16 protein-coding genes and 1 tRNA gene are annotated in these 22595 nt (G+C 64.3%); 12 read left to right on the plus strand and 5 right to left on the minus strand.

Translation table 11 applies throughout. The features are described from left to right. Window positions 1-111 precede the first annotated feature (111 nt). Window positions 112-1104: a stage II sporulation protein M gene (locus tag AC1DLO_RS13715; protein WP_476890310.1), complete on the plus strand. Its 993-nt coding sequence runs from the start codon at window positions 112-114 to the stop codon at window positions 1102-1104. A 146-nt stretch (window positions 1105-1250) separates the two neighbouring features. After that, on the plus strand, window positions 1251-2372 hold the full coding sequence (locus tag AC1DLO_RS13720; protein ID WP_476890311.1) for a TIGR01906 family membrane protein: 1122 nt from the start codon (window positions 1251-1253) through the stop codon (window positions 2370-2372). A gap of 111 nt (window positions 2373-2483) precedes the next feature. Here the strand turns inward: AC1DLO_RS13720 and AC1DLO_RS13725 are convergent, their stop codons facing one another. Further along, window positions 2484-4130 (minus strand): dolichyl-phosphate-mannose--protein mannosyltransferase, encoded by a 1647-nt coding sequence (locus AC1DLO_RS13725; RefSeq protein WP_476890312.1) that lies wholly within the window; start codon window positions 4128-4130, stop codon window positions 2484-2486. Between the two features lie 185 nt (window positions 4131-4315). Here AC1DLO_RS13725 and rsmI point away from each other — a divergent pair, with 185 nt between their 5' ends. After that, complete coding sequence (gene rsmI, locus AC1DLO_RS13730) at window positions 4316-5203, plus strand: 16S rRNA (cytidine(1402)-2'-O)-methyltransferase (RefSeq protein WP_476890362.1); 888 nt, start codon at window positions 4316-4318, stop codon at window positions 5201-5203. 225 nt (window positions 5204-5428) lie between these two features. After that, the gene (locus AC1DLO_RS13735) at window positions 5429-6910 is read left to right on the plus strand and encodes an NAD-dependent succinate-semialdehyde dehydrogenase (RefSeq protein ID WP_184736354.1); all 1482 of its coding nucleotides are present in this window, start codon (window positions 5429-5431) and stop codon (window positions 6908-6910) included. Between the two features lie 165 nt (window positions 6911-7075). Here AC1DLO_RS13735 and AC1DLO_RS13740 read toward each other — a convergent pair whose 3' ends face one another. Genes AC1DLO_RS13740 through AC1DLO_RS13750 form a run of 3 tightly spaced genes read right to left on the minus strand, consistent with a single transcriptional unit; the run spans window position 7076 to window position 12167 of the window. Beyond that, complete coding sequence (locus AC1DLO_RS13740; protein ID WP_476890313.1) at window positions 7076-9652, minus strand: transglutaminase TgpA family protein; 2577 nt, start codon at window positions 9650-9652, stop codon at window positions 7076-7078. Beyond that, window positions 9649-11067: a DUF58 domain-containing protein gene (locus tag AC1DLO_RS13745; RefSeq protein ID WP_476890314.1), complete on the minus strand. Its 1419-nt coding sequence runs from the start codon at window positions 11065-11067 to the stop codon at window positions 9649-9651. Before AC1DLO_RS13745 ends, AC1DLO_RS13740 begins: the two co-directional genes overlap by 4 nt. Before the next feature lie 23 nt (window positions 11068-11090). Then, on the minus strand, window positions 11091-12167 hold the full coding sequence (locus AC1DLO_RS13750; protein ID WP_476914498.1) for an AAA family ATPase: 1077 nt from the start codon (window positions 12165-12167) through the stop codon (window positions 11091-11093). A gap of 207 nt (window positions 12168-12374) precedes the next feature. Here AC1DLO_RS13750 and AC1DLO_RS13755 point away from each other — a divergent pair, with 207 nt between their 5' ends. From AC1DLO_RS13755 to AC1DLO_RS13775, 5 genes are all read left to right on the plus strand, one after another. Then, window positions 12375-13259 carry a TatD family hydrolase gene (locus AC1DLO_RS13755; RefSeq protein ID WP_476890316.1) on the plus strand — a complete coding sequence of 295 codons (885 nt, stop codon included), beginning with the start codon at window positions 12375-12377 and terminating at the stop codon, window positions 13257-13259. Window positions 13260-13527: 268 nt separating this feature from the next. Beyond that, a complete protein-coding gene (locus tag AC1DLO_RS13760) occupies window positions 13528-14673 on the plus strand; it encodes a transglycosylase family protein (protein ID WP_476890317.1) in 1146 nt (381 codons plus the stop codon). A gap of 107 nt (window positions 14674-14780) precedes the next feature. After that, window positions 14781-15662, plus strand: coding sequence for a 16S rRNA (adenine(1518)-N(6)/adenine(1519)-N(6))-dimethyltransferase RsmA (gene rsmA, locus AC1DLO_RS13765; RefSeq protein WP_476890318.1), 882 nt, complete (start codon window positions 14781-14783; stop codon window positions 15660-15662). Further along, window positions 15659-16636: a 4-(cytidine 5'-diphospho)-2-C-methyl-D-erythritol kinase gene (locus tag AC1DLO_RS13770; RefSeq protein WP_184736340.1), complete on the plus strand. Its 978-nt coding sequence runs from the start codon at window positions 15659-15661 to the stop codon at window positions 16634-16636. Before rsmA ends, AC1DLO_RS13770 begins: the two co-directional genes overlap by 4 nt. Window positions 16637-16702: 66 nt before the next feature. Continuing rightward, on the plus strand, window positions 16703-18556 hold the full coding sequence (locus AC1DLO_RS13775; RefSeq protein WP_476890319.1) for an ABC-F family ATP-binding cassette domain-containing protein: 1854 nt from the start codon (window positions 16703-16705) through the stop codon (window positions 18554-18556). Between the two features lie 347 nt (window positions 18557-18903). Here the strand turns inward: AC1DLO_RS13775 and AC1DLO_RS13780 are convergent, their stop codons facing one another. Next, on the minus strand, window positions 18904-19503 hold the full coding sequence (locus tag AC1DLO_RS13780; protein ID WP_476890363.1) for a TetR/AcrR family transcriptional regulator: 600 nt from the start codon (window positions 19501-19503) through the stop codon (window positions 18904-18906). Between the two features lie 274 nt (window positions 19504-19777). Between AC1DLO_RS13780 and AC1DLO_RS13785 the strand changes: the two genes are divergently transcribed. The 3 genes from AC1DLO_RS13785 (at window position 19778) to AC1DLO_RS13795 (ending at window position 22489) form a co-directional block, all read left to right on the plus strand. Further along, window positions 19778-19849 (plus strand) — tRNA-Gln (locus AC1DLO_RS13785). 154 nt (window positions 19850-20003) lie between these two features. After that, window positions 20004-21512: a bifunctional UDP-N-acetylglucosamine diphosphorylase/glucosamine-1-phosphate N-acetyltransferase GlmU gene (glmU, locus tag AC1DLO_RS13790; RefSeq protein ID WP_476890320.1), complete on the plus strand. Its 1509-nt coding sequence runs from the start codon at window positions 20004-20006 to the stop codon at window positions 21510-21512. Then, the gene (locus tag AC1DLO_RS13795) at window positions 21509-22489 is read left to right on the plus strand and encodes a ribose-phosphate diphosphokinase (RefSeq protein ID WP_184736334.1); all 981 of its coding nucleotides are present in this window, start codon (window positions 21509-21511) and stop codon (window positions 22487-22489) included. Before glmU ends, AC1DLO_RS13795 begins: the two co-directional genes overlap by 4 nt. Window positions 22490-22595 lie beyond the last annotated feature (106 nt).

Below are 22595 nucleotides of genomic sequence, written 5' to 3' on the forward strand. Positions count from 1 at the left end.
CTAGCCGTCAGGACTGATGTGCAGCAGGGGCTGCTGCGGCTCTTTGGAAGCGTTGACACTGCTTTTCAAGCGCTGGCCCTGCTTTGGAAGCGTTGGCATTAGGGTAGTGCCGTGGACATGGATGCCTTCTCCGTAGTGAACGGGACCAAATGGTCCCGTTTGCACGAGCTCGCGCACAAACGACGCCTTGACGGCAGCGAAGCTGACGAGCTTTTGCGGTTGTACCAAGTGGTGTCATCACACCTGTCTCTCATCCGATCCGTGGCCCCGGAGAGCGCACTGTCCGCGTCCTTGTCGGCAGCCCTGGCCCAGGCCCGCACCCGATTCACCGGGGCGAGGTCGAATTTCATGGAAGACCTCGCGCGCTTTTTCGTTGTGTCCTTGCCAGCCGCGTTCTACCGGTTGCGCTGGCTGACCGTGTGGTGCGGGGTTTTCTTCTGCCTTGTCGCTGCGGGATACACGCTGTGGATCGCGACGTCGCCGGAGGCGTTGAGGGCCCTGGGAAGCAGCAGCGCCGTCAAACAGTACGTCGACCAAGATTTCGTTGGCTATTACTCGGAGAATCCCGCTGCGTCCTTCGCGGGGGCGGTCTGGACCAACAATGCCTGGATCGGGGCGCAGTCCGTGGCTTTGGGCATCACCGGCTTCTGGGTGCCATATATGCTGTTCTCGAACGCACAGGGCGTGGGGGTTGCTGCGGGTGTCTTTGCCGCCACCGGCAAGATGGATGTGTTTTTCAGCTACATCCTCCCGCACGGCCTCATGGAACTGACCGCCGTGTTCATCGCTTCCGCAGGCGGTCTCCGCATTTTCTGGGCCATGGTTTCGCCCGGGCCGCGTCGCAGGATGCAGGCTGTGGCGGACGAGGGGCGCGCACTGATCACAGTGGCTCTGGGCTTGGTGATTGTCCTGTTCGTTTCCGGACTCGTTGAGGCTTTCGTGACGCCCAGCCCGCTTCCGGTGTGGGCCAAGATACTGATCGGTTCACTGGTCCTCGCGGCATACTGGGTCTATGCGCTGGTGCTGGGTGGACGTGCGTTCCGTGCCGGCGCCACGGGCGACCTGGACAGCAACGACGCGGGCTACCGCGAGATAGCCGCCTAGCCGCACGCGGGTCCGGGGGCAATCCGGCGTCCGCCGGGGTGGCTCCTCGTCTCTCCGCGGAGGCGGACTGTAGGCTCGAAGATAGAGAAGATTGCCAGCGGACCGTTCCCGTACCGGCATGTGAATCCTACGGAAGTGACATTCAAGTGACCGAGAAGAGCCCGATCCCCAAAGACCCGGACGCGGATATCCACGGCGACGGCGATGAGCCGGCGTTCGATTGGATGAAGCCTGCCCCCAAGTCCACGGCACCGGACGCACGCCCGGCAACGGCTGCTGATGGAGGCAAGGACTCTTCTGTGAAGCCGGTACCCGAGGGCAAGCCGGCGGCTGAATCCGTGTCCGGCCAGCCCGAGAGCCGGGCTGACCGCAAGGCTGCCGAGGCGGCCGAAGCCGGACCGGAACCGGCGCTCTTCGCCGAGCCCCTGCCGACGTCGGCCCTTCAAGTCCGCCCTCCGGAATCCGAGGTGGAACGTCGCAACCACGAACGCGAGCAGGCTGCCAACGCCAAACCCGTGGCGCCGCGCATTTTCCAGGTCCTGCTGGCCGTCTTTTACCCGGTGGTCCTTCTGGTGCTGGCAATCCGTGCCGTGGCCAGCCCGTTGTTTTTGTGGGTGGAGTACTACCGGCCGGGGTTCCCGGGAGACGGCTATGGCTTCAACGCCGATGACCGGATGACGTACGGTTCTTATGCCGTGGACTACCTCAGCAACTGGTCAGGTCCGCGCTATTTGGGCGAGCTCGTCAATCGGAACGGCGAGAAACTGTTCAAAGAGGGCGAAGTCTCCCACATGGCCGACGTCAAGACCGTGATGCTTTCAGCGTTCGGCGCCGGCGCCCTCATGATCATCATTGGCATTATCGCCATGCTGTACCTGCGCAAGCGAAGCACGGGCGGAATCCGGCGCGGCCTGTTCGCGGGTTCGATCGTCACCCTTGTGCTCATCCTGGGGCTGGGCACGCTTGCCGCCCTTGGCTGGCAACAGTTCTTCACGGAGTTCCACCAGATCTTCTTCGCGAACGGCACCTGGACCTTTTCGCTCGACGACACCTTGATCCGATTGTTCCCCGGACAGTTCTGGATGGACGCGGGAATGGTGATCGGCGCTTTGGTGTTCCTCGCCGCCCTGCTGACCCTCATCTTCACCTGGCCCACCCGCCGCCGTCGCGGACTGCCGGCCAAGAACGGTCCAGCCGCAGAAGACCCTGCGGACGCGAAGGCCGCCTCTTCGGAGGACGCCACCGCAATGGGCACGCTGGAGAAGTAGCAACCACGGCAATAACGAAAAAGCGCCCCCGGGAACGTCTGTTCCCGGGGGCGCTTTCTTGCGTGGGCGCCGTCCTGTCCGCGAGAGTACAGGCGGCGCGGAGTCAGCGGTTCAGATCCAGGACGGCATCCACATACGCATGCGCCAGTCCTGGTAGCTGATCACTTCCGCCGTCCATACCGGATAGAAGAACGCCGACAGCAACACGGAAAGAACCACCACAAGGCCCACCACGTAAAGTCCGGAGCGACGGCGCCACGGGGGAGCGTCGCTCCGGCCCAGGGCAAGCCCCAGTCCATAGACGAGGGCCAGCACCAGGAAAGGCTCGAAGGAGAGGGCATAGAAGTAGAACATGGTGCGGTCCGGATACATGAACCACGGCAGATACCCTGCGGCGACCCCTGCCAGGATGGCCCCGGCCCGCCAGTCGCGCCGTCCGGCCCACCAGAAAAGCACCACGAAGAGTGCAATCGTCGCGCCCCACCAGATCACCGGGTTGCCCACGGACAGGATTGCCGAGGTGCAATTAGGGAGCTCGCAGCCGGGCGTCCCTTGTTTGGGGGACTCGTAGTAGAACGACGTGGGCCGCCCCATGACCAGCCAACTCCACGGACTCGATTGATACGGGTGGGGTGAGCTGAGGCCCTGATGGAAGTTGTAGGCCTCCATGTGGTAGTAAGCAAGTGAGCGCAACGGTCCGGGAATCCATCCCCAGGTGGCAGACGGATTCGATTCCGCCCATTGCCGGTAGTAGGCGTCCTTGGAAAGGAACCAGCCGGTCCACGTGGACAAGTACACAGCTCCGGCCACCGGGATCATGGTCAAGAACGCCGGCACGCCGTCCTTGAGGATCGCGGAGCTCGGCCAACTCCGAATGCCCGCGATGCGCCGCGCGCTCATGTCCCAAAAGACCGTCATCAAGCCGAAACCGGCCACGAAGAACAATGCCGACCATTTCGTGCCAACCGCAAGGCCGAGGCAAACACCGGCCGCCAGGCGCCACCATCGAAAACCGAGCCACGGCCCTGAGGCGAGTTGCGACGGCGTTGGCCGGCCGTCCTTCGACGTGCCCGCAAGCGCGGCAAGCCGTGCTGCCAGACGGCGCCTGCCGTCGTCGCGATCCATCAAGAGGGCACCAAACGCCGCGAGCAGCCAAAACATCAGGAAGATGTCCAGCAGGGAAGTGCGCGACATGACCAAGTGGTGGCCGTCGACGGCGAGCAGCAACCCCGCGGCCGCGCCCAGGATGTGGGAACGGAACAGCTTCAGGGCGATCAGGGCGATCAGGGCGATGGAGAGGGTACCCGTCAAAGCTGCGGAGAATCGCCAGCCGAAGGAATTATCCGAACCAAAGAGCCACATCCCGAAGGCGATCATCCACTTTCCTACCGGGGGATGTACCACGTATTCGGGGGAGTTGAGCAGGACGTTGGGGTTGCCCGCGTTGAAGGCATCATTGGCCTTATCCGGCCAGGCCCGCTCGTACCCGCTGACCAGGAGCGAGTAGGCGTCCTTGACATAGTAGGTCTCGTCGAACACGAGGCTATGCGGGGCATCCAAGCGGACAAAACGCAGGATCCCGCCGAGCACGGAAGTGATGGTGGGGATCAACCAGAACCACAGTCTCAAGGAGGGCGGGTAGTCCCGCCAACTCTGGATGCTGCCAATGAGCCGCGCACGCAGGGCCTCGGCGGTGAACGCCTCGCGGGGCCGTGCCAACCAGGTTTGCGGTGCGGGGCGCACGGAGGTATCGATCACTCGGCCCATGCTACCTTTTTCCTCCGATAGCTCCCTGGAAGTGGCACGGGGCCGGTCGCAGAGCCCGGGAAGCCAGTCCTACGCAGGGCGCGGGTCGCGCTCATCGAAAGCGGGGTTAGGCTGGACGGGTGACTGAACAGCTGAGCTCCCCGGATGAAGCCCTCGATCCTGCCCCTGGGGAGCCCGTGGAAACCCTCGCGGAGCCCGTTGAGCCACAGCCCCTTCCCGCGCTTCCCGACGGCGTGGGCCGGATCGTTCTGGCCGCCACCCCCATCGGGAACGTCGGCGATGCCTCCAGCCGGCTCATCGAGTTGCTGCAGACCGCCGACATCGTCGCGGCGGAGGACACCCGACGCTTGCACCGGCTGGTCCAGTCGCTCGGTATCACCGTGTCTGGCCGTGTGATTAGTTACCACGAGCACAATGAGGCCGCCAAGACGGAGGAACTGCTGGATCACGTCAGGGCCGGCAAGACCATCATTATGGTCAGCGACGCCGGGATGCCGGCCGTCTCCGACCCCGGCTTCCGCCTCGTGGAGGGCGCAGTGGCAGCCGGGCTCCTCGTCACCGCCTTTCCGGGCCCGTCCGCCGTGTTGACCGCTCTGGCGCTTTCGGGGCTGCCCACGGACCGTTTCTGCTTTGAAGGATTCCTGCCGCGCAAAGCGGGCGAACGCAGTTCCCGGCTTGCGGACCTTGGCAACGAACGCCGCACAATGGTGTTCTTCGAGGCACCACACCGGCTTGAGCCCATGCTCCGCGCCCTGCACGAGCGGTTCGGTTCGGACCGACGCATCGCCGTGTGCCGCGAATTGACCAAGACCTATGAGGAAGTCATCCGGGGAACCGTCCGGGAATTGCTCGAATGGGCTGAAAACAACGAGGTTCGGGGGGAGATTGCCGTAGTGGTCGCAGGCGCACCCGAACAGGCGCCGGGCAAGCCTGAAGACCACGTCGCCGCGGTCAACGAACTCATGGCCAAGGGCGTCAGGCTCAAGGAAGCGGTGGCTGCCGTTGCCGAAGAGGCCCGCATCAGCAAGCGTGAGTTGTACTCTGCTGTGCTCGCGGCGCGTTAGGGCTGTGCTCGCGCGTTGGAGAGGGGCTCTCCGCGTTGGAGAGGGCTCTCCGCGTGCTAGTCCGCGCTTCAAGCCATAGCTGTGCAACTGCACAAACTCTTGCTCCCGCGGCAGTGCGCGAAGGCGTAGACACTGCTTCGCGGGGGGCAGTACCGTGACAGTAATTCCACAAAATCAAGTGTTGGTGCATCTCTACAACGTGCCCCAACTGACGAAGGAGTCACTGTGACTGTTACCGCCGATCGCGAAAGCGAACTTCTCGCCTCCGTTCCCACGGGGCTGCTCATCAACGGCCAGTGGCTGCCTGCGGCATCCGGCAAGACGTTCGACGTCGAGGATCCCGCCACGGGCAAGGTGCTCGTGAGCATCTCCGACGCCGGAGCAGAGGATGGCGCCGCCGCACTGGACGCTGCTGCCGCCGCGCAAGCCTCCTGGGCTCGCACCGCTCCACGCGAGCGTGGCGAAATCCTGCGCCGTGCCTTCGAACTGGTCACGGCACGGGCCGAAGACTTCGCGCTGCTCATGACTTTGGAAATGGGCAAGCCCTTGGCCGAGGCCCGCGGCGAAGTAGCCTACGGAGCCGAGTTCCTCCGCTGGTTCTCTGAGGAAGCCGTCCGCGTCAGCGGTCGCTACTCTGCCGCCCCGGACGGGAAGAACCGCATCCTGGTCCAAAAGAAGCCGGTTGGACCCTGCCTGCTGATCACCCCGTGGAACTTCCCGCTGGCCATGGCTACCCGCAAGATCGCCCCCGCCGTCGCAGCAGGCTGCACCATGGTGCTCAAGCCCGCCAACTTGACCCCGCTGACCAGCCTGCTCTTCGCTCAGGTCATGCAGGAAGCCGGCCTCCCGGCTGGCGTGCTCAACGTCATCCAGACCTCCACGGCAGGCGCAGTCACCGGGCCCCTCATCAAGGACGACCGCCTGCGCAAGATCTCCTTCACAGGTTCCACCGCCGTCGGCCAGGCCCTCATGCGCGAAGCCGCGGATAAGGTCCTGCGCAGTTCCATGGAACTCGGCGGCAACGCACCGTTCGTGGTCTTCGAGGACGCTGACCTGGACAAGGCCGTCGAAGGCGCCGTCGCGGCCAAGATGCGCAACATGGGCGAGGCCTGCACGGCAGCCAACCGCTTCATCGTGCACGACTCCATCGCCGATTCCTTTGCCGACAAATTCGCCGCCAAGATCTCGGCACTTAACACAGCGCGCGGTACCGAGCCGGACTCCACAGTCGGCCCGTTGATCGATGGCAAGGCCCGGAACGGCGTGCACGCCCTGGTGTCCGACGCCGTTGCCAACGGCGCAATTGCTGTCACCGGCGGTGCCCCGGTAGATGGCCCGGGCTACTTCTACCAGCCCACCGTGCTCAAGAATGTCTCCGCGGACGCCCGCATCCTGAAGGAAGAAATCTTCGGACCGGTGGCCCCGATCATCACCTTCAAGAGCGAAGACGAAGCCATCAAGCTGGCCAACAACACCGAATACGGGCTGGTCGCCTACGTCTACACCAAGGACCTCAACCGGGGCCTGCGCGTGAGCGAAAAGATCGAGACCGGCATGCTCGGCCTCAACGCCGGTGTCATTTCCAACGCCGCGGCACCCTTCGGTGGCGTCAAGCAGTCGGGTCTGGGCCGTGAAGGCGGCTTCGAAGGCATCGAGGAATACCTCACCACGCAGTACGTCGGCATCGCGGATCCTTACGCCGACTAGTAGAACTTCGGCGGACCTCTCGCAACGGGGAACTGCCGCTGAGTGAGGGCAGGGCACCGGAACCCCAGGGTTTCGGTGCCCTGCCTTTGCCGTTCCAAACCCAACTGACTCACAGTTGTTGTCGTTTTCGGGGCCCAGAACGACACCTGCTGCCAGTCAGTTGGGTCAGCGCCGCCAGCGGATGGAGCCGAAAAGCCTTTGCGAGGATGCTGCCACCCGGCGTGCTGCCGTCGCCAAAATGCCACCCAGCCAGCGGAAAGGTGACCACAAGAGCTGGAACCACCTGGACATCAAGGACGGCGGGAACCAGTCCGCACGGAGGACCGCGATCCAGGAGGCGTTGCGCCGGAACGCGGCACGGACCGCCACGATCCGGGCTGCGGCCGCGTTCGCTTGCTCCGCTGCGCCATTCGCTGCGGGATCGCCCGGGGGACCGTAACGCTGCCGTTCGAAATCGCCGGTGAGCGATGCAACCGCCTGCTGCCCGGCGTCGTCGGCGGCAGTCTCGTCAGCAGCACCCGCCAGCGCAGCGGCCGGTGCCCCAAGCACAGCCGAGTTGCGCAATCGTGCCGCGAAGTGCCGTGGCGTTTCGCTGGGCACGGGAGGTATGCCGTAGTCGGTGGCAAGATCCTGAAGCTCGGCCCAGGCCAGGGCAGGGCCGTCCCCGGATGGGGCCGGCCCGGCGCCGCCTTCGGAACGGATCTGCCCGGCCCGTGGCGGCTTCAGGCGCCGCGCCCTGATGGCGGAGCGGACCAGCCGCGGGGAGGCTGCCATCACGGCGAGAAGAAGCGCCCCGGCGACGACGTACAAGACAGTTCCGAAGCCGGTGGACGTGCCCGTTCCGACGCCAGGCCCCGCAAGCGGCGGGACCGCCGAAGCGCTCGGTTGCGGGGTCGAGGATCCCGGGGTCAGGTTTTCGTCGTGCAGGTTGGTGCTCGGACTGCCCGCCGACGCCGGTTCGGATGCATAGGGCGGGACCACGCCGCGTGAAGGGGTCGGTTCAAACGCGACCCAACCCACTCCTTCGAAATAGAGTTCAGGCCAGGCATGGGCGTCACGGGCATCCACCTCGAACTCCGGCAGGGGTTCCTGTCCTGCGACGGCGACGGTAACCCCGGTGGCATGGCCCGGCGCGTAGCCGACGGCGATGCGGCTCGGGATTCCGTCGAGCCGCGCCATGACCGCCATGGCAGAGGCGAAGTGGACGCAGTAGCCGCTCTTCTGTTCGAGGAAATCCGCCAGCACGGACAAGCCGTTGCCGTCATAGCCGCCTTGGACCGGAGCCTGTAGCGAGTAGCTGAACTGCGGGGAGCGTAGATAGTCCTGGATCGCCATCGCCTTGGCATAGTTACCATTGGCGCCTGCAGTGACGGTCTTGGCGGTGTTCTTCACAATGTCAGGCACATTGCTTGGCAACTGGATGAAATCCTGCGAAATGGAGGTGGGCCGGGCATTGTCCTGGCTGAGCAACGCCGACGTCAGCGTGGGCAGCGCCGAATACACCGTGTACTGCTGGTTCCTCGTGTTGGTGTCCTCGGCGCGGATGCTGAGGGTTTCGGGATCCCAGGACCAGCGTCCGCTCAGTCCGTTCACGGCCGTTGGGGCATACGGAACCGGCAGATAAGGGCTGGTGAACTGCCCGGTATCGATCACCGTCAGTTGGCGCACCAAATCGGAGGGGAGTGGGTAGTCCGGTGCCATGCGGCCTGGTCCGAGGCGCCGGGAAGCTTCACGGTCGTCCGGCGCCCAGGTATCGCCGTCGAACCTGTCAATGGTGACGGAGCGCAAGTACACGGGGGCCGTGGAACTCGTGGCGTAGGTGATGCGGCCATCGCCAGTGGGGTTCCTCAGGCTGTTGCCGAGCGTGATCATCGGGTTCAAGCCGTTGGAGACGCCCCAGGGGTTCAGGCGCGAGCCCACCGGAAACGTTCCGCGCTCGAAGCCTGGAATCGCCAGAGGCAACAGGAGCCCGAGGACCAGGGCCACGGCACCGATCACCATCGATCGTTTGAGCTGCCCTGTGCCGCGCGCGTTGTCCGTCTGCAACCGCGAATCTGGTGCGAACCACTGGCTGCACCCCAGGATCAAGATGAATCCGATGGTCGCGGCAAGGAATCCGAGCAACCCCGCGCCTTGCGGCTTGATCGTGGCCGGGAAAACGAGGACGGCCAGGAGGCCCAAACCGCTCGTGGCAGGCATCCCTAGCGGCACCGCCAAAGCATCGATGAGGACAACCACCAGGCCAAGGCTCGCGCACGCGACAAACACGATTCCGGCGTTCGGGGCCACGGGGGCAGTCTCCGAGACGACCGTTTCGCCCGCGCGTTTCAGGAACTTGCCGAACTGGTCAAATGTCTCACCGGAGGGGACGAAGCCCGCGATGCTCTGTTGCCGGAAGAAGGTGAAGGCCAGGATGAACGCCAAGGAGACGAGCCCGCCCAACGTGGTGAGCAACGAATGCGCCCTCAATGCACGGAGAACAGCCAACGTCATTGCGACGGTGCACACTATGGTGATCGCTGGAACCAACCACGCCCAGCCCCTGAAGACTCCATTGAGTGAGAGCGCCGTCCCGAGCACGGCGATGGCGATGGCTGCGGACATCGTCCACGGGTAGGCTCCCGGCCCCGGCTTTCGTGTGCGGGGCGCCTGTCCTCGGCCACGGCGCGAAGCGTCACCGGTGCTCGCCGACGCCGCGCTCGGGGTCCGTCCCGGCGTCTCGTGCCGGGATGTGGTGGTCATCGCGGTACCGCCGCTCCGCGCCTGACGTCCATCGCTGCGGCAGCCGCGGCGAGGATCTCTCCTTGATCGAAACCGGCCCATGCGGCGGGAAGGTCGGTTCTCGAGTTGACGGCGACTGCCCGCCAGCCGCCCAGCTTCAAGGCGTCGATGATCGGCTGGGCATGGCGGGGATGGTCTGTGACCACCAGTGCAAAGGCATTGGCTCCGTAGCCAGCGGCGGGCGCCAACGCCCGGGCCTCGGCGAGCGGCATATTGCCGAGCAAAGCGAGAATGGGGCCACGCAAGCGGTGTGCTGCCAGTTTGTCCATCAGGTGGTCGTCGAAGGGCGCCTCAGGACCGTCAACGACGCCGGAGGCTTCCTTGCGGTGTTCACCATGGACGTGCCGGGGGCCAGTGAGCTGTATTGCGGCAAGGCTCTCGCCAATGGACTGCAGGCCGCCCAACCCGCTGAATTCCTCGGTTTCGGGGTCCGGGGCAGAGTGGGAACTACGGAACGCAGGATTACCCGCTGCATCGAGGAACCTCAGCGAGTAGTTCCGATCGGCAAGGTGGGCGCTGATCGACATGGCCGCCGTCACTACCCACTCGAAGTTGTCGCTGCTGACCAGTTCAAAGGCGTCTTCGTGGGCGGGACCGAACGTGGCCCCGGAACCCGACACAAAGGCGGAATAGCGCTGGTCCAGGATGATGGTCGCCTCGGGCGTAGTAACGGATTCTTCCTGCCGCACCATGAGTTCCCCATGCCGCGCGGTCGCTGCCCAGTGGACGCGCCGCATAGGGTCGCCATGACGGTATTCGCGGGTCATGACGTCGTCGTCGCTGGGATTCGCGCGGATTCGGGTGGCAGTCACCCCGTCGTTTCCGCGCGCGCCCGCGAGGCCCGTGGCGGGGAGCTCGACGGCGGCAGGTGTCACGGTGAGGATGTCGCCGTCGTCGATCGCGTGCCGGTGCAGCGACAAGCCGAAGGGATCGCAGAACTCAGCCGTGACCGGGCCGATCCTGAACTGGCCGCGCTTGCCGGAACGCAAATGGTACTCATACCGGCTGGTGCCGCCGGAAGCGGCACGGGCCGGAAACCGAAAGGCCGGAGGTTCACCGAAGCGCGGCGGCAACTGCTCCTCCATGATCACCGGCCCCGTGGCTGCGCCCGTCCGTGCCACGGCCAGCCGCACCGTTGCCGTGGAGGACGTTTCAACGGAAGACGGGTTGAATTCGCGGAAAACCTGAAAGCGCGGCTTGAGGACGCGAACCCCGGCAAGGGATACCAGCGGCAGCACTATCAGGAGGATGCCGAGGGCCAGAAGGTCGCGCCTGCCCATGATTTGGGCCAGGAGCAGGGAACCCACCCCGCTGGCCAGCAGCCCCCAGCCACGGGTGGTGAACAGATGCTTGGGAAGTAGATCCATCAGTGCCATGTGTGCCCCCTCTGGACGCCCGCCTAGCTGCCGCGGTGTTCCGCGCCAGCATCCTGGCTGACGGGGAGGGAGCCCAGGATCGCCCGGATGATGCTCTGTGGTGTGTCACCGGAACTCGCGGCCTTCCGGTCAAGGATAATGCGGTGCGCCAACACCGATTCGGCCACGGACATGACATCGTCCGGAAGGACGAAATCCCGTCCGTCAAGAGCGGCAGTCGCCTTGGCCGCCCGCAGTAGTTGCAAGAGGGAGCGCGGGCTGGCTCCGAGACGGAGGCGGGCGCTGTCCCGTGTCGCCCGGCCCAAGGCAACCGTATATTCCTTGACGGATTGGGAGACGAAGACCTGCTGCACCGAGGCGATCATTGCGGCGACATCCGAAGAAGTGACCACGGGAGTGACTTTCGCGAGGGGTGAGACCGCCTGGTGCGTCTCGAGCATCTCGATCTCGGAAAGCTTGTCAGGGTAGCCCATGGAAATTCGAGCCATGAACCGGTCCCGCTGTGCTTCAGGCAAGGGATACGTCCCTTCCATCTCAATGGGGTTCTGCGTCGCAACCACCATGAACGGCTCAGCCAACTGGTAGGAATGCCCGTCCACCGTCACCTGGTGCTCTTCCATGCATTCGAGTAGGGCGGACTGGGTCTTGGCCGAGGCCCGATTGATCTCGTCTCCGATCACGATGTTGGCGAACACCGCGCCCATCCGGAACTCGAACTGCCGTGTTGACTGGTTGTAGATGGAGACGCCCGTGACGTCTGAAGGAAGAAGGTCCRGGGTGAACTGGATCCGGCTGACTTTGCAATCGATGGTGCGCGCGAGGGTTTTGGCGAGCAGGGTCTTGCCGACCCCCGGAACGTCCTCCACGAGCAGGTGGCCTTGGGCCAAGAGCACGGTCAAGGCAAGTTTGGCGGCTTCGGCTTTGCCGTCGATGACTTTGTTGATTGCCGCCAAGATTTTCTCGCTGGCAGCGTGGAATTGCGCAGGATCCATGACCGGCGGCTTGTGACCGTTGAACGTCTCGCGTTCGGGCGGCAAGGCAACAACAGCCTCGTCCCGCAGCAATGGCTCATCAACGGTACCGTGTCGCTTTGAATCCATGGACAACCCCTCAGCCATGACAGAACCCCTGCCGGGCCGCGGTGCCCTGGCCGGGAAATACCGCCTTTTGTACCAGACTACCCAGCCTAGGCCCGCCGCAGACAGAGGTAGATCCCGCAAGGAGGGTCGCGAAGGGATATGAGCCGGGTCAGGAAGGGATACAGGGGGGATCCGGAGGGTTTCAGGAAGGAAAGATAGGGTGGGAGCATGTGCAATTCCCTCCCGCCGGCACCCTACCGCGCGCCTGAAACCGGCGATTCCCGCAAGGAATACCCGCCGGCTCCCGAGCCGTTGCCGGTCCCGGTGATGGACAACCACACGCATCTCGATTTCCGGCACGGTCTGCTGGAAATAGCGGTCGCGGATGCCTTGGACGCCGCCGAGGCCGTGGGTGTCCAAGGGGCGGTGCAGGTGGGCTGCGACCTTGAGTCATCGCGGTTCACGGTCCGAGCGCTGGACGCGGACCGGCGTCTCCTCGGTGCAGTCGCCATTCACCCCAACGACGCCCCTGTCTACGCGGGCCGTGGAGAGCTGGAATCAGCGCTCGCCGAGATCGAAGAACTGGCGGCCCATCCCAGGGTCCGCGCGATCGGCGAAACCGGGCTTGATTTCTTTCGCACGCACGGCGACGGCCTGGTGCACCAGCGCCATTCTTTCCGCCGCCACATCGACATCGCGAAGAGACTCGATCTCACCCTCCAGATCCACGACCGTGATGCCCACGACGACGTCGTCCAAGTTCTCCGGGAAGAGGGCGCCCCGGAGCGGGTAGTATTCCATTGCTTCTCGGGTGATGCGGAACTGGCACGGATCTGCAATATGAACGGCTGGTACATGTCCTTTGCCGGCACCATGACCTTCAAGAACGCTGCAAACCTGCGGGACGCGCTCGCCATCGCGGATCCGGAACTCGTGCTCGTCGAAACCGACTCCCCGTTCCTGACGCCGCATCCCCATCGGGGCCGCCCCAACGCGAGTTACATGGTGCCTTACACCGTTCGTTCCATGGCTGAGGTGACAGGAACCGAGCTCTCCACGTTATGTTCCCAACTGGCTCAAAACACTGTGGCAACTTACGGATCATGGGATTGAGCTGCAATCGACCTGCATACTCAGTATGTAAAAATCTTGGTCACTTTATAACGCTTCGGTTACAGTGGGTAACAAGTAGCCGGGGTCGGGGAAGGCCTTCGGACAACTAACTCCGTTCGCAATGGGTGTTTTCAGTTGAATTGAGTGTGGCGGCGCACAACTCCGCTGCAGTCCTCGTGCATGGCTTCGGCCTGTACTCAAGGACCGCGGCAGGAGGCCCCTGTGCGCTTTTCCCCGTGCCCGGATGGTCCAAAAGTTACGGGCAAACATGGTTAAGTTCTTCACCACGGACGGCAAGTTCAGTTTCGTCAAAGTCGGTGCGCAGCTGCTGGTGCTTTCGGCATTGGTGCTCGGAGTGGTTGCTTTCACAGGCAACAACAAGTCAGTCACCCTCAACGTCGACGGCAAAGTGAGTTCCGTCCAGACCTTCGGCAACACCGTTGACCAAGTGGTCAAGGCAGCCAAGGTCGATCTGAAGGCCGAAGACCGGGTTTCCCCGGCTTTGGATACCTCGGTGCAGAACGGCTCCATCATCAACGTCAACCTGGCCAAGGCCGTCACTGTCAGCCTTGATGGGGCACAGCGGACGGTCAACACAACGGCCCCCAACGTCGAGGGGCTCGTTTCCGAGCTCGGCGTCGCGAGCGCTTCGGCCGTCTCCCAGCCAAAAGACACCCAGCTGGCAGTTTCCGGATCGTTCGTCTCGATCATGACCCCCAAGACCGTCAGCCTGATCGTGGACGGGCAGAGCTCGGCAAAGACCACGACGGCGGCGGACGTCGCCACCGTCCTCGGCGATGCCGGCGTCGTGCTCGGCCCCAACGACCGAGTTTCTCAGCCCAACTCGGCCCCCGTTGTCCAGAACATGGTGATCAAGGTTTCCCGTGTGGACACCAGCAAGACCGCCACTGAGACGGAAAACGTTCCATTCGATACCGTCACCACGGAAGACCCGGCCCAGTTCACTGACCAGAAAACCGTGACCCAGGAAGGCGTCCTCGGGTTGCTCAGCAAGAAGTTCAAGCTTGTCCTGGTCGATGGTCGTGAAGCATCCCGGACCCTGGTCTCCTCGGACGTCACGGTCAACCCGGTTTCCGCGAAGGTGACCGTCGGTACCAAGGAGCGCCCCAAGCCCGCCGGGGCAGTCGCCTCCGGACCAACCGGCGCGCCGAACGAGGCCATGTGGGACAAGATCGCCCAGTGTGAGTCCGGTGGAAACTGGGCCATCAACACCGGCAACGGCTACTACGGCGGCCTGCAGTTCGACATCCAGACCTGGATCGGCTCCGGCGGTGGCGCGTATGCTCCCAACGCAAGCCAGGCCAGCAAGGCCCAGCAGATCGACATCGCCAACCGCGTCTACGCGCAGCGCGGCCTTTCTCCCTGGGGCTGCGGTTGGGCAGCTTCCCGCTAAAGCATCGGTGAAATTGGCCGGGTCCGGAATCTCCGGGCCCGGCCTTTTCGCAAGCGAAGATGGCGGAAGGGCGCTGCCGCGAGTCGGGCAGACGATACGATACCTAGGTGACTGAACCGAATTCCGAACACGCCGCCGTCGCACCCCTCCTGGGAGCTGCGGACATCCGACGGCTCGCCGAAGAAATCGGTGTCCGCCCAACCAAAACACTGGGCCAGAACTTTGTCATTGACGGCAACACCATCCGGAGAATCGTCTCGGCCGCCGGTATTGACCCCCAGGAAACCGTCTTGGAAGTCGGGCCAGGACTGGGCTCTTTGACGCTGGGCCTGCTCGACGCCGCCAAAACTGTTGTCGCCGTCGAAATCGATCCGGTACTCGCCGGCAAGTTGCCGGAGACGGTGCGCGCCTGGCGCCCGGACGCCGTGGATGATTTCCACCTTGTCCTCTCCGATGCCATGAAGGTCACGGAACTTCCTGTTCAGCCCACCGCCCTCGTGGCCAATCTGCCCTACAACGTGGCGGTGCCCGTGGTCCTCCACCTGCTCCAGCATTTCCCGAGCCTGCAACACGGGCTCGTCATGGTCCAGGACGAGGTGGCGGACCGGCTGGCCGCGGGCCCGGGTTCCAAAATCTACGGCGTCCCTTCGGTCAAGGCTGCGTGGTACGGCCACATGCGCAAGGCCGGAGTGATTGGCATGAATGTCTTCTGGCCGGCCCCGAAGATCCACTCCGGACTGGTGTCCTTCACGCGTGGCGCCCCTCCGGCGACGCACGCCACCCGCGAGCAGGTTTTCGCGGTCATCGATGCCGCGTTTGCCCAGCGCCGTAAGACGCTCCGGGCGGCCTTGGCAAGTTGGGCTGGAAGCGCCGCCGAGGCCGAACGTTTCATTGTGGCCGCCGGCGTCGATCCAACTGCCCGCGGAGAGGTCCTCGATATCAACGCGTTTGTCCGGATCGCCGAGGCCCGCCACCCCCTGGACGCATGAATCCGGCAATCAGCGGTGTGAACCGCGGCCGCTTCGTCGCACGGACTGTACGGGTCCGTGCGCCCGGCAAGGTGAACGTCTCCCTCAACGTTGGCCCGTTGCGGCCCGACGGCTACCACTCGGTCGCCAGCGTGTATCTCGCGGTGTCCCTGTACGAGGAAGTAGCCGCTACGAGTACTGAGGGGCCGGGAATCACGGTCAGCATTAGTCCGGCAAGCACTTTGGACCTCGATGGGGTGGACATTCCCCTGGATGAGCGGAACCTGGCCCACAAGGCTGCCGCCATCATGAGGGACGTCTCGGAGAAGGCCACGGGCGTGCATTTGGAAATCACCAAGCGCGTCCCGGTGGCGGGAGGCATGGGAGGTGGCTCCGCTGATGCAGCGGCGACCCTCTTGGCCTGCGACGCCCTCTGGAACAGTGGCTTGTCACGCGAAGAACTGGCCCATCTTGCGGCTGAGTTGGGCGCGGACGTGCCGTTCTCGCTGCTTGGAGGCACCGCCGTCGGGCTTGGCGTCGGCGACGACCTGTCCCCGGCCCTCGCAAAAGCGCAGATGGACTGGGTCCTCGTCTGCGCCGACTACGGACTCTCCACACCCGAGGTCTTCCATACCCTGGACAGGCTCCGGAATGCGGAAGGACTCGACATCCCCGAACCGGTGGAGGTCGATGCCAAGATCCTGCAGGCGCTGCGCAACGGAGATCCAGACGCCCTGAGCAAGGTCCTCATCAACGACCTCCAGCGCGCCTCGATCGAGCTGGCACCGCAATTGCGGGACACTATCGGGCTAGGGGAGTCGAACGGCGCCCTCGCCGGGATTGTTTCCGGCTCCGGCCCCACTGTGGCCCTGCTGGCGCACAACCCTTCCGCGGCCCAGGGCCTCGCCGACGACCTGCGGCATCTGGGGCACAACGCCCTTGCTGTTCACGGCCCGGTTCCTGGCGCCCGGATTATCTCCGATACCCTCCTATGACAACTCGCGCTGGCGATTCGACCAGTAGCAATTCCCCTGATTATTCACACTAGAAAGTAGTACCCAGTGGCCCACCTGCTCGGCGGTGAAAACCTCACCGTTTCGTTCGCAACCCGCACCATCCTCGACGGCGTAACCCTTGGTTTGGAGGACGGCGACAGGATCGGCATGGTCGGGCGCAACGGTGACGGTAAATCCACGCTCATGCGCTTGCTGGCATTGCGCTCGACGCCGGACTCCGGCCGTGTGACCAAACGTGGCGACGTGAATGTCGGCTACCTCGACCAGTCCGACGTGCTCGACGGCGACCTCACGGTCGGGGCCGCGATCGTCGGCGACCAAGCCGACCACGAATGGGCCGCCAATCCCAAAATCCGCGAAATCATGGGCGGCCTCGTGGCCGACGTCGACTGGCACGCAAACGTGCATGCCCTCTCTGGCGGACAAAAGCGCCGGGTCGCCTTGGCCAAGCTGCTCATCGAAGACCACGATGTGATCATGCTCGACGAGCCCACCAACCACCTCGACGTGGAAGGCGTCGCCTGGCTCTCCCGGCACTTGAAGACCCGTTGGCGGGCCAACCAGGGCGCGTTCCTTGTGGTGACCCACGACCGTTGGTTCCTGGACGAAGTCTGCAACCGAACCTGGGAAGTGCACGACGCCATGGTTGACCCGTTCGACGGCGGCTACGCGGCCTACGTACTGGCCCGCGCCGAGCGCGACCGCAGCGCATCCGTCGTCGAAAGCAAACGGCAGCAGCTCGTCAAGAAGGAGCTGGCGTGGCTGCGTCGTGGCGCCCCGGCCCGCACGTCGAAGCCCAAGTTCCGCATCGAAGCCGCCAACGAGCTGATCGCCGATGTTCCGGATCCGCGCGACTCCGTGGCCTTGAGCAAGATGGCAACCGCGCGGCTCGGCAAGGATGTACTGGACCTTGAAGGCGTCTCCCTGGATTTTCTGGGCGGCGACGCCGGCCAGAAGCTCTTCGACAACGTCACCCTGCGCTTGGCGCCGGGGCAGCGGCTCGGGCTGGTGGGTGTCAACGGTGCCGGGAAGTCCACACTTTTGCGGCTGCTCAACGGCGAGATCGCCCCGACTTCCGGCAAGGTCAAGCGCGGCAAGACTGTTGTCACCGCCGTCCTCAGCCAGGATGTCAAGGAGCTCGACGACGTCTCGGACCTTCGCGTGATCGAGGTCATCGAACGCGAGAAGCGCTCCTTCAGCGTGGGTGGCAAGGAATTCACGGCTGGCCAGCTCGTGGAGCAGCTGGGCTTCACGAAGGAAAAGCAGTGGACGCCAGTGACCGACCTTTCCGGTGGGGAGCGGCGCCGGCTCCAACTCCTGCGCCTGCTGGTGGGCGAACCCAACGTCCTCATGCTCGACGAACCCACTAACGACCTCGACACCGACACTCTGGCAGCCGTCGAGGACGTCCTGGATGGCTGGCCAGGCACGCTCGTCGTTGTCAGCCACGACCGCTACCTGCTGGAACGCGTCACGGATTCCCAAATGGCACTCCTGGGCGACGGCAAGCTGCGCGGGCTTCCGGGCGGAGTGGACCAGTACTTGGAGTTGCGCGAAGCTGCGCTTGCGAGCGGCGCGGTGACCGGCGGCGCGTCGAGCGGAAGCGGTGGCGCGGGCGGTGGCAGTAGCCCGACGGCGGCTAGCGGCTCGGCTGCTCCCGTTTCCGGCCCGAGCGAGGCAGAGAAGCGCGAAGCGCGGAAGGACCTGAACAGGATCGACCGGCAGCTAGGCAAAATCGCCCAGCAAGAAGAGAAACTCCACGTTCAGATGGCGGCCAAGTCCCAATCCGGCGATTTCGACGCCCTTGGCGAACTCAACGCCAAGCTCCAGGAGCTCCTCGAAGAAAAAGAAGGCTTGGAGCTCGAATGGCTCGAGGCGGCCGAGGTGCTGGGGGAGTGACCCCATTGGGACATCTTGGTGAATCGTGGGCGATTCTCGACACCCAAATGTGCCCGCGACGCACATCGAGGAATCCGATGCGCGGATTCCGGTGTCGACAGGGATTTTGCGTGTCGAGAGGGCTAGTGGGCGTCGGAAATAAGGCGCGCATAGAGGGGTGAATCCCGAACGGAAGATTGGCACGAGCGGCGCTTCGGGCCTTCGGGTAGGAGCGCATCGCGAGTCATCGGGCACCGGAGGTCGCTCAGCGACCGCAGGTGTCCCTATGACTTGTGTCTAAGCGACGGCGAAGGGCCGTTGCACTGCGGAGGCGACCGAGATGCAACAAGCCAAGGCAACCAGAACCCCTAGCCCTCGCTCCGCAGCTCCGGCTCCTTTTGCAGGCCAGTCAGGCCGTTCCATGCCAGGTTGACCAGGTGGGCGGCGACTGCGCGTTTGTCGGGCTCGCGGTGGTCCAGCCACCATTGGCCGGTCATGGCCACCATGCCTACCAGCATTTGGGCGTACATGGCGCCGTCGGCAGAGCTGAATCCGCGCCGGGAGAATTCGTCGGCGAGGAGGTTTTCCACGCGGTCTGCCACGTGGGCGAGCAAGGTGGAGAAGGCGCCTTCGGGTTGGGATGGTGGGGCATCCCGCATGAGGATCCGGAAGCCGTCGCTCCGCTCTTCGATGTAGCCGAGCAAGGCGAGGGCCGCCTGTTCAACGAGGACGCGTGGTTTGGCTTCGGCGGCGAGGGACTCGTTGATGGCGTCGAGCAGGATCCGGAATTCGAACTCCACAACCTGCGTGTAGAGGCCTTCCTTCGAGCCGAAGTGCTCGTAAATTACCGGCTTGGATACTCCTGCGGCGGCTGCGATTTCGTCAATCGTGGTTGCGTCGAGGCCGCGGACCGCGAAGAGGCCCCGGCCAATCTCGATGAGCTGGGAGCGGCGCTGGGAGCCTGTCATCCGGGCACGCGCAACCTGGCCTGCGGGTGCGTGGTTGATCACCCTCGAACCCGTCGATTGCCGGGGAATCCCTGTGCTGTTGCTCACGCATCCATCATGCCTCATGTCAAGGGTGAAGCGGCTCCTGGAGGGCCGGTCGGCGCCCGCAGAAAGGACTCGGTGATGCGCCAAGTCGCGAACATCGCAACGGTCATGGCAAACTAGATTCTTGTGTGTGCGACCCGGTCGATCGGGAACCCCGCGGGCCTCGTGTCCGCAAGGGCCGCGCACACGGTCCGCTCTGGTGTAATGGCAGCACCCCGGCCTTTGGAGCCGTGGAGTATAGGTTCGAATCCTATGGGCGGAACTTGTCGGTGGTCTGCCGGCACCGCCTCTGAAGGCACTGTCTCTCCCGAAGCCGTCCCTTGGCTGCGCGGAAGGCTGTGAATCGGCAAGAGTAGGATAGAGCAGATGCCGCAGCCGGGTTCGCCCGGACGTTACCGAGCAAGGAGAGCGACTTCGTGAGCCCCGATACTACTGGCCCCGCTGCTGTAATCGTTCTAGCTGCCGGAGCCGGTACGCGCATGAAGTCGCGAACTCCCAAAATTCTCCACGAAATCGGTGGACGTTCCATGGTGGCACACGCCATCCTTGCCGCACGTTCCATCGAGCCCCAGCAGCTGGCGTTGGTAGTCCGCCACGAGCGGGACCTCGTCGCCGCGCACATTGAACTGATCGACCCCGACGCCGTCATTGTGGACCAGGACGATGTTCCCGGAACCGGACGTGCCGTCGAGGTAGCCCTTGACGCCCTGGACGCGAAGGCCGAACTCACCGGAACGGTCGTGGTCACGTACGGCGATGTTCCGTTGCTGACCGGCTCCCTTCTCTCCGAGCTCGTCGCAACGCACGAGTCCCAGGGCAACGCAGTGACGGTCTTGACTGCGATCCTCGACGACGCCAATGGGTACGGCCGCATCCTTCGTGCCGAAGACTCCACTGTGCTGGGCATCCGCGAACACAAAGACGCCAGCGACGCCGAGCGCTCCATCCGCGAGGTCAACTCCGGTATCTACGCTTTTGACGCACGGGTTCTCCGTGACCAGCTGCACAAGGTGACCACCGAGAATATCCAAGGTGAAAAGTACCTTACTGACGTCCTCGAACTGGCGCGCGACGCCGGCGGCCGGGTTTCCGCCGTCGTCACCGAAGACCGCTGGCAGGTGGAAGGTGCCAACGACCGCGTCCAGCTGGCCGCGCTCGGAGCCGAGCACAACCGCCGGATCGTCGAAGCCTGGATGCGTGCCGGCGTCACCGTGGTTGACCCCGCCACCACGTGGATCGATGCCACCGTGACCCTGGACGAAGACGTCCGCCTCCTGCCGAACACGCAGCTTCACGGCGCCACCACTGTGGCGCGCGACGCCGTCGTCGGCCCCGACACGACCCTCACCGATGTTTCGGTTGGCGAAGGCGCGAAGGTTATCCGCACCCACGGCTCAGGCTCAACGATCGGTGCCAGGGCCAGTGTGGGCCCGTTCACGTACCTGCGCCCGGGCACGGTCCTGGGGGAGACCGGTAAGATCGGCGCCTTCTATGAAACCAAGAACGTGACCATCGGCCGGGGCTCCAAGCTGTCCCACCTCGGCTATGCCGGCGACGCCGAGATTGGCGAGGACACCAACATCGGCTGCGGCAACATCACGGCCAACTACGACGGCGAGAAGAAGCACCGCACGGTGATCGGTTCCGGAGTGCGGACTGGCTCCAACACCGTCTTCGTGGCCCCCGTGACGATTGGCGACGGCGCGTACAGCGGCGCTGGCGCCATTATCCGCAAAGACGTTCCCGCCGGAGCCCTCACCCTGAGTGTTGCTCCTCAGCGGAACTCCGAAGGCTGGGTCATCGCCAACCGGCAGGGCAGCAACTCGGCCCGGCTGGCGCAGGCTGCGCAAGCCGCGCAGGGCTCCGCTGCCATCCCCGATTCCTCAAGTACTCCGGCAACCACAGAACAGGGCACAAAGGCATGAGCGAAATTACCGCACGCGGCGAGAAGAAACTGGTTCTCGCCGCCGGACGGGCGCACCCCGAGCTGGCGCAGGAAATCGCCAAGGAGCTGGAAACGGAACTCCTGCCTATCGACGCCTACGACTTCGCCAACGGTGAAATCTACGTGCGTTCCGCGGAGAGCGTCCGGGGCACTGATGCCTTCGTCATCCAGGCCCACCCTGCCCCGCTGAACAACTGGCTCATGGAGCAGTTGATCATGATCGACTCCCTCAAGCGCGCTTCTGCCAAGCGGATCACCGTAGTCTCGCCGTTCTACCCCTACGCCCGCCAGGACAAGAAGGGCCGCGGCCGTGAGCCGATTTCCGCCCGCCTCGTGGCGGACCTCTACAAGACTGCCGGTGCGGACCGGATCATGTCGGTTGACTTGCACACGTCCCAGATCCAGGGGTTCTTTGATGGCCCGGTGGATCACCTCATGGCGATCCCGCTGCTGGCCGACTACATCCGCACGAAGGTCGAAGCAGACAACATCACCGTTGTTTCACCCGATACCGGCCGCGTCCGTGTGGCCGAGCAGTGGGCCGAGCGCTTGGGCGGCGCGCCGCTGGCGTTCGTCCACAAGAGCCGCGACCTCACGGTGCCGAACCAGGCTGTCTCGAAGACCGTCGTCGGGCAGATCGAAGGACGCACGTGCGTCCTGATCGACGACATGATCGACACCGGTGGAACGATCTCCGGCGCCGTCCAAGTCCTGAAGAACGCCGGTGCCAAGGACGTCATCATCGCCTGCACGCACGCAGTGTTCTCCGAACCGGCGGCGCAGCGCTTGGCAGATTCCGGCGCCCGCGAGGTTGTTGTCACCAACACGCTGCCGATTCCGGCTGACAAGCGCTTCCCCCAGCTCACCGTGCTGTCGATCGCGCCGTTGATTGCACGCGCCATCCGCGAAGTGTTCGACGACGGCTCCGTCACCAGCCTCTTCGACGGCAAGGCCTAACGGCTTCTTTGGTTTTCGGCAATCGCGGCGCGACTGCTAAACTCTTGGGGATACCTTGGCGAGGGAGAGCACATCCGGGTTAATGCCGGATTGCGGGTCTCCGTTA

The organism is Arthrobacter sp. 01T419 (genome assembly GCF_056398865.1).

What these genes read in the sequence shown, in the direction of transcription:
- AC1DLO_RS13795 (WP_184736334.1), top strand. Translation starts at nt 21,509, where the DNA reads ATGAGCGAAATTACCGCACGCGGCGAGAAGAAACTGGTTCTCGCCGCC.
- AC1DLO_RS13770 (WP_184736340.1), top strand. Translation starts at nt 15,659, where the DNA reads ATGAATCCGGCAATCAGCGGTGTGAACCGCGGCCGCTTCGTCGCACGG.
- AC1DLO_RS13740 (WP_476890313.1), bottom strand. Translation starts at nt 9,652, where the DNA reads ATGACCACCACATCCCGGCACGAGACGCCGGGACGGACCCCGAGCGCG.
- AC1DLO_RS13745 (WP_476890314.1), bottom strand. Translation starts at nt 11,067, where the DNA reads ATGGCACTGATGGATCTACTTCCCAAGCATCTGTTCACCACCCGTGGC.
- AC1DLO_RS13760 (WP_476890317.1), top strand. Translation starts at nt 13,528, where the DNA reads ATGGTTAAGTTCTTCACCACGGACGGCAAGTTCAGTTTCGTCAAAGTC.
- AC1DLO_RS13755 (WP_476890316.1), top strand. Translation starts at nt 12,375, where the DNA reads ATGTGCAATTCCCTCCCGCCGGCACCCTACCGCGCGCCTGAAACCGGC.
- AC1DLO_RS13780 (WP_476890363.1), bottom strand. Translation starts at nt 19,503, where the DNA reads ATGACAGGCTCCCAGCGCCGCTCCCAGCTCATCGAGATTGGCCGGGGC.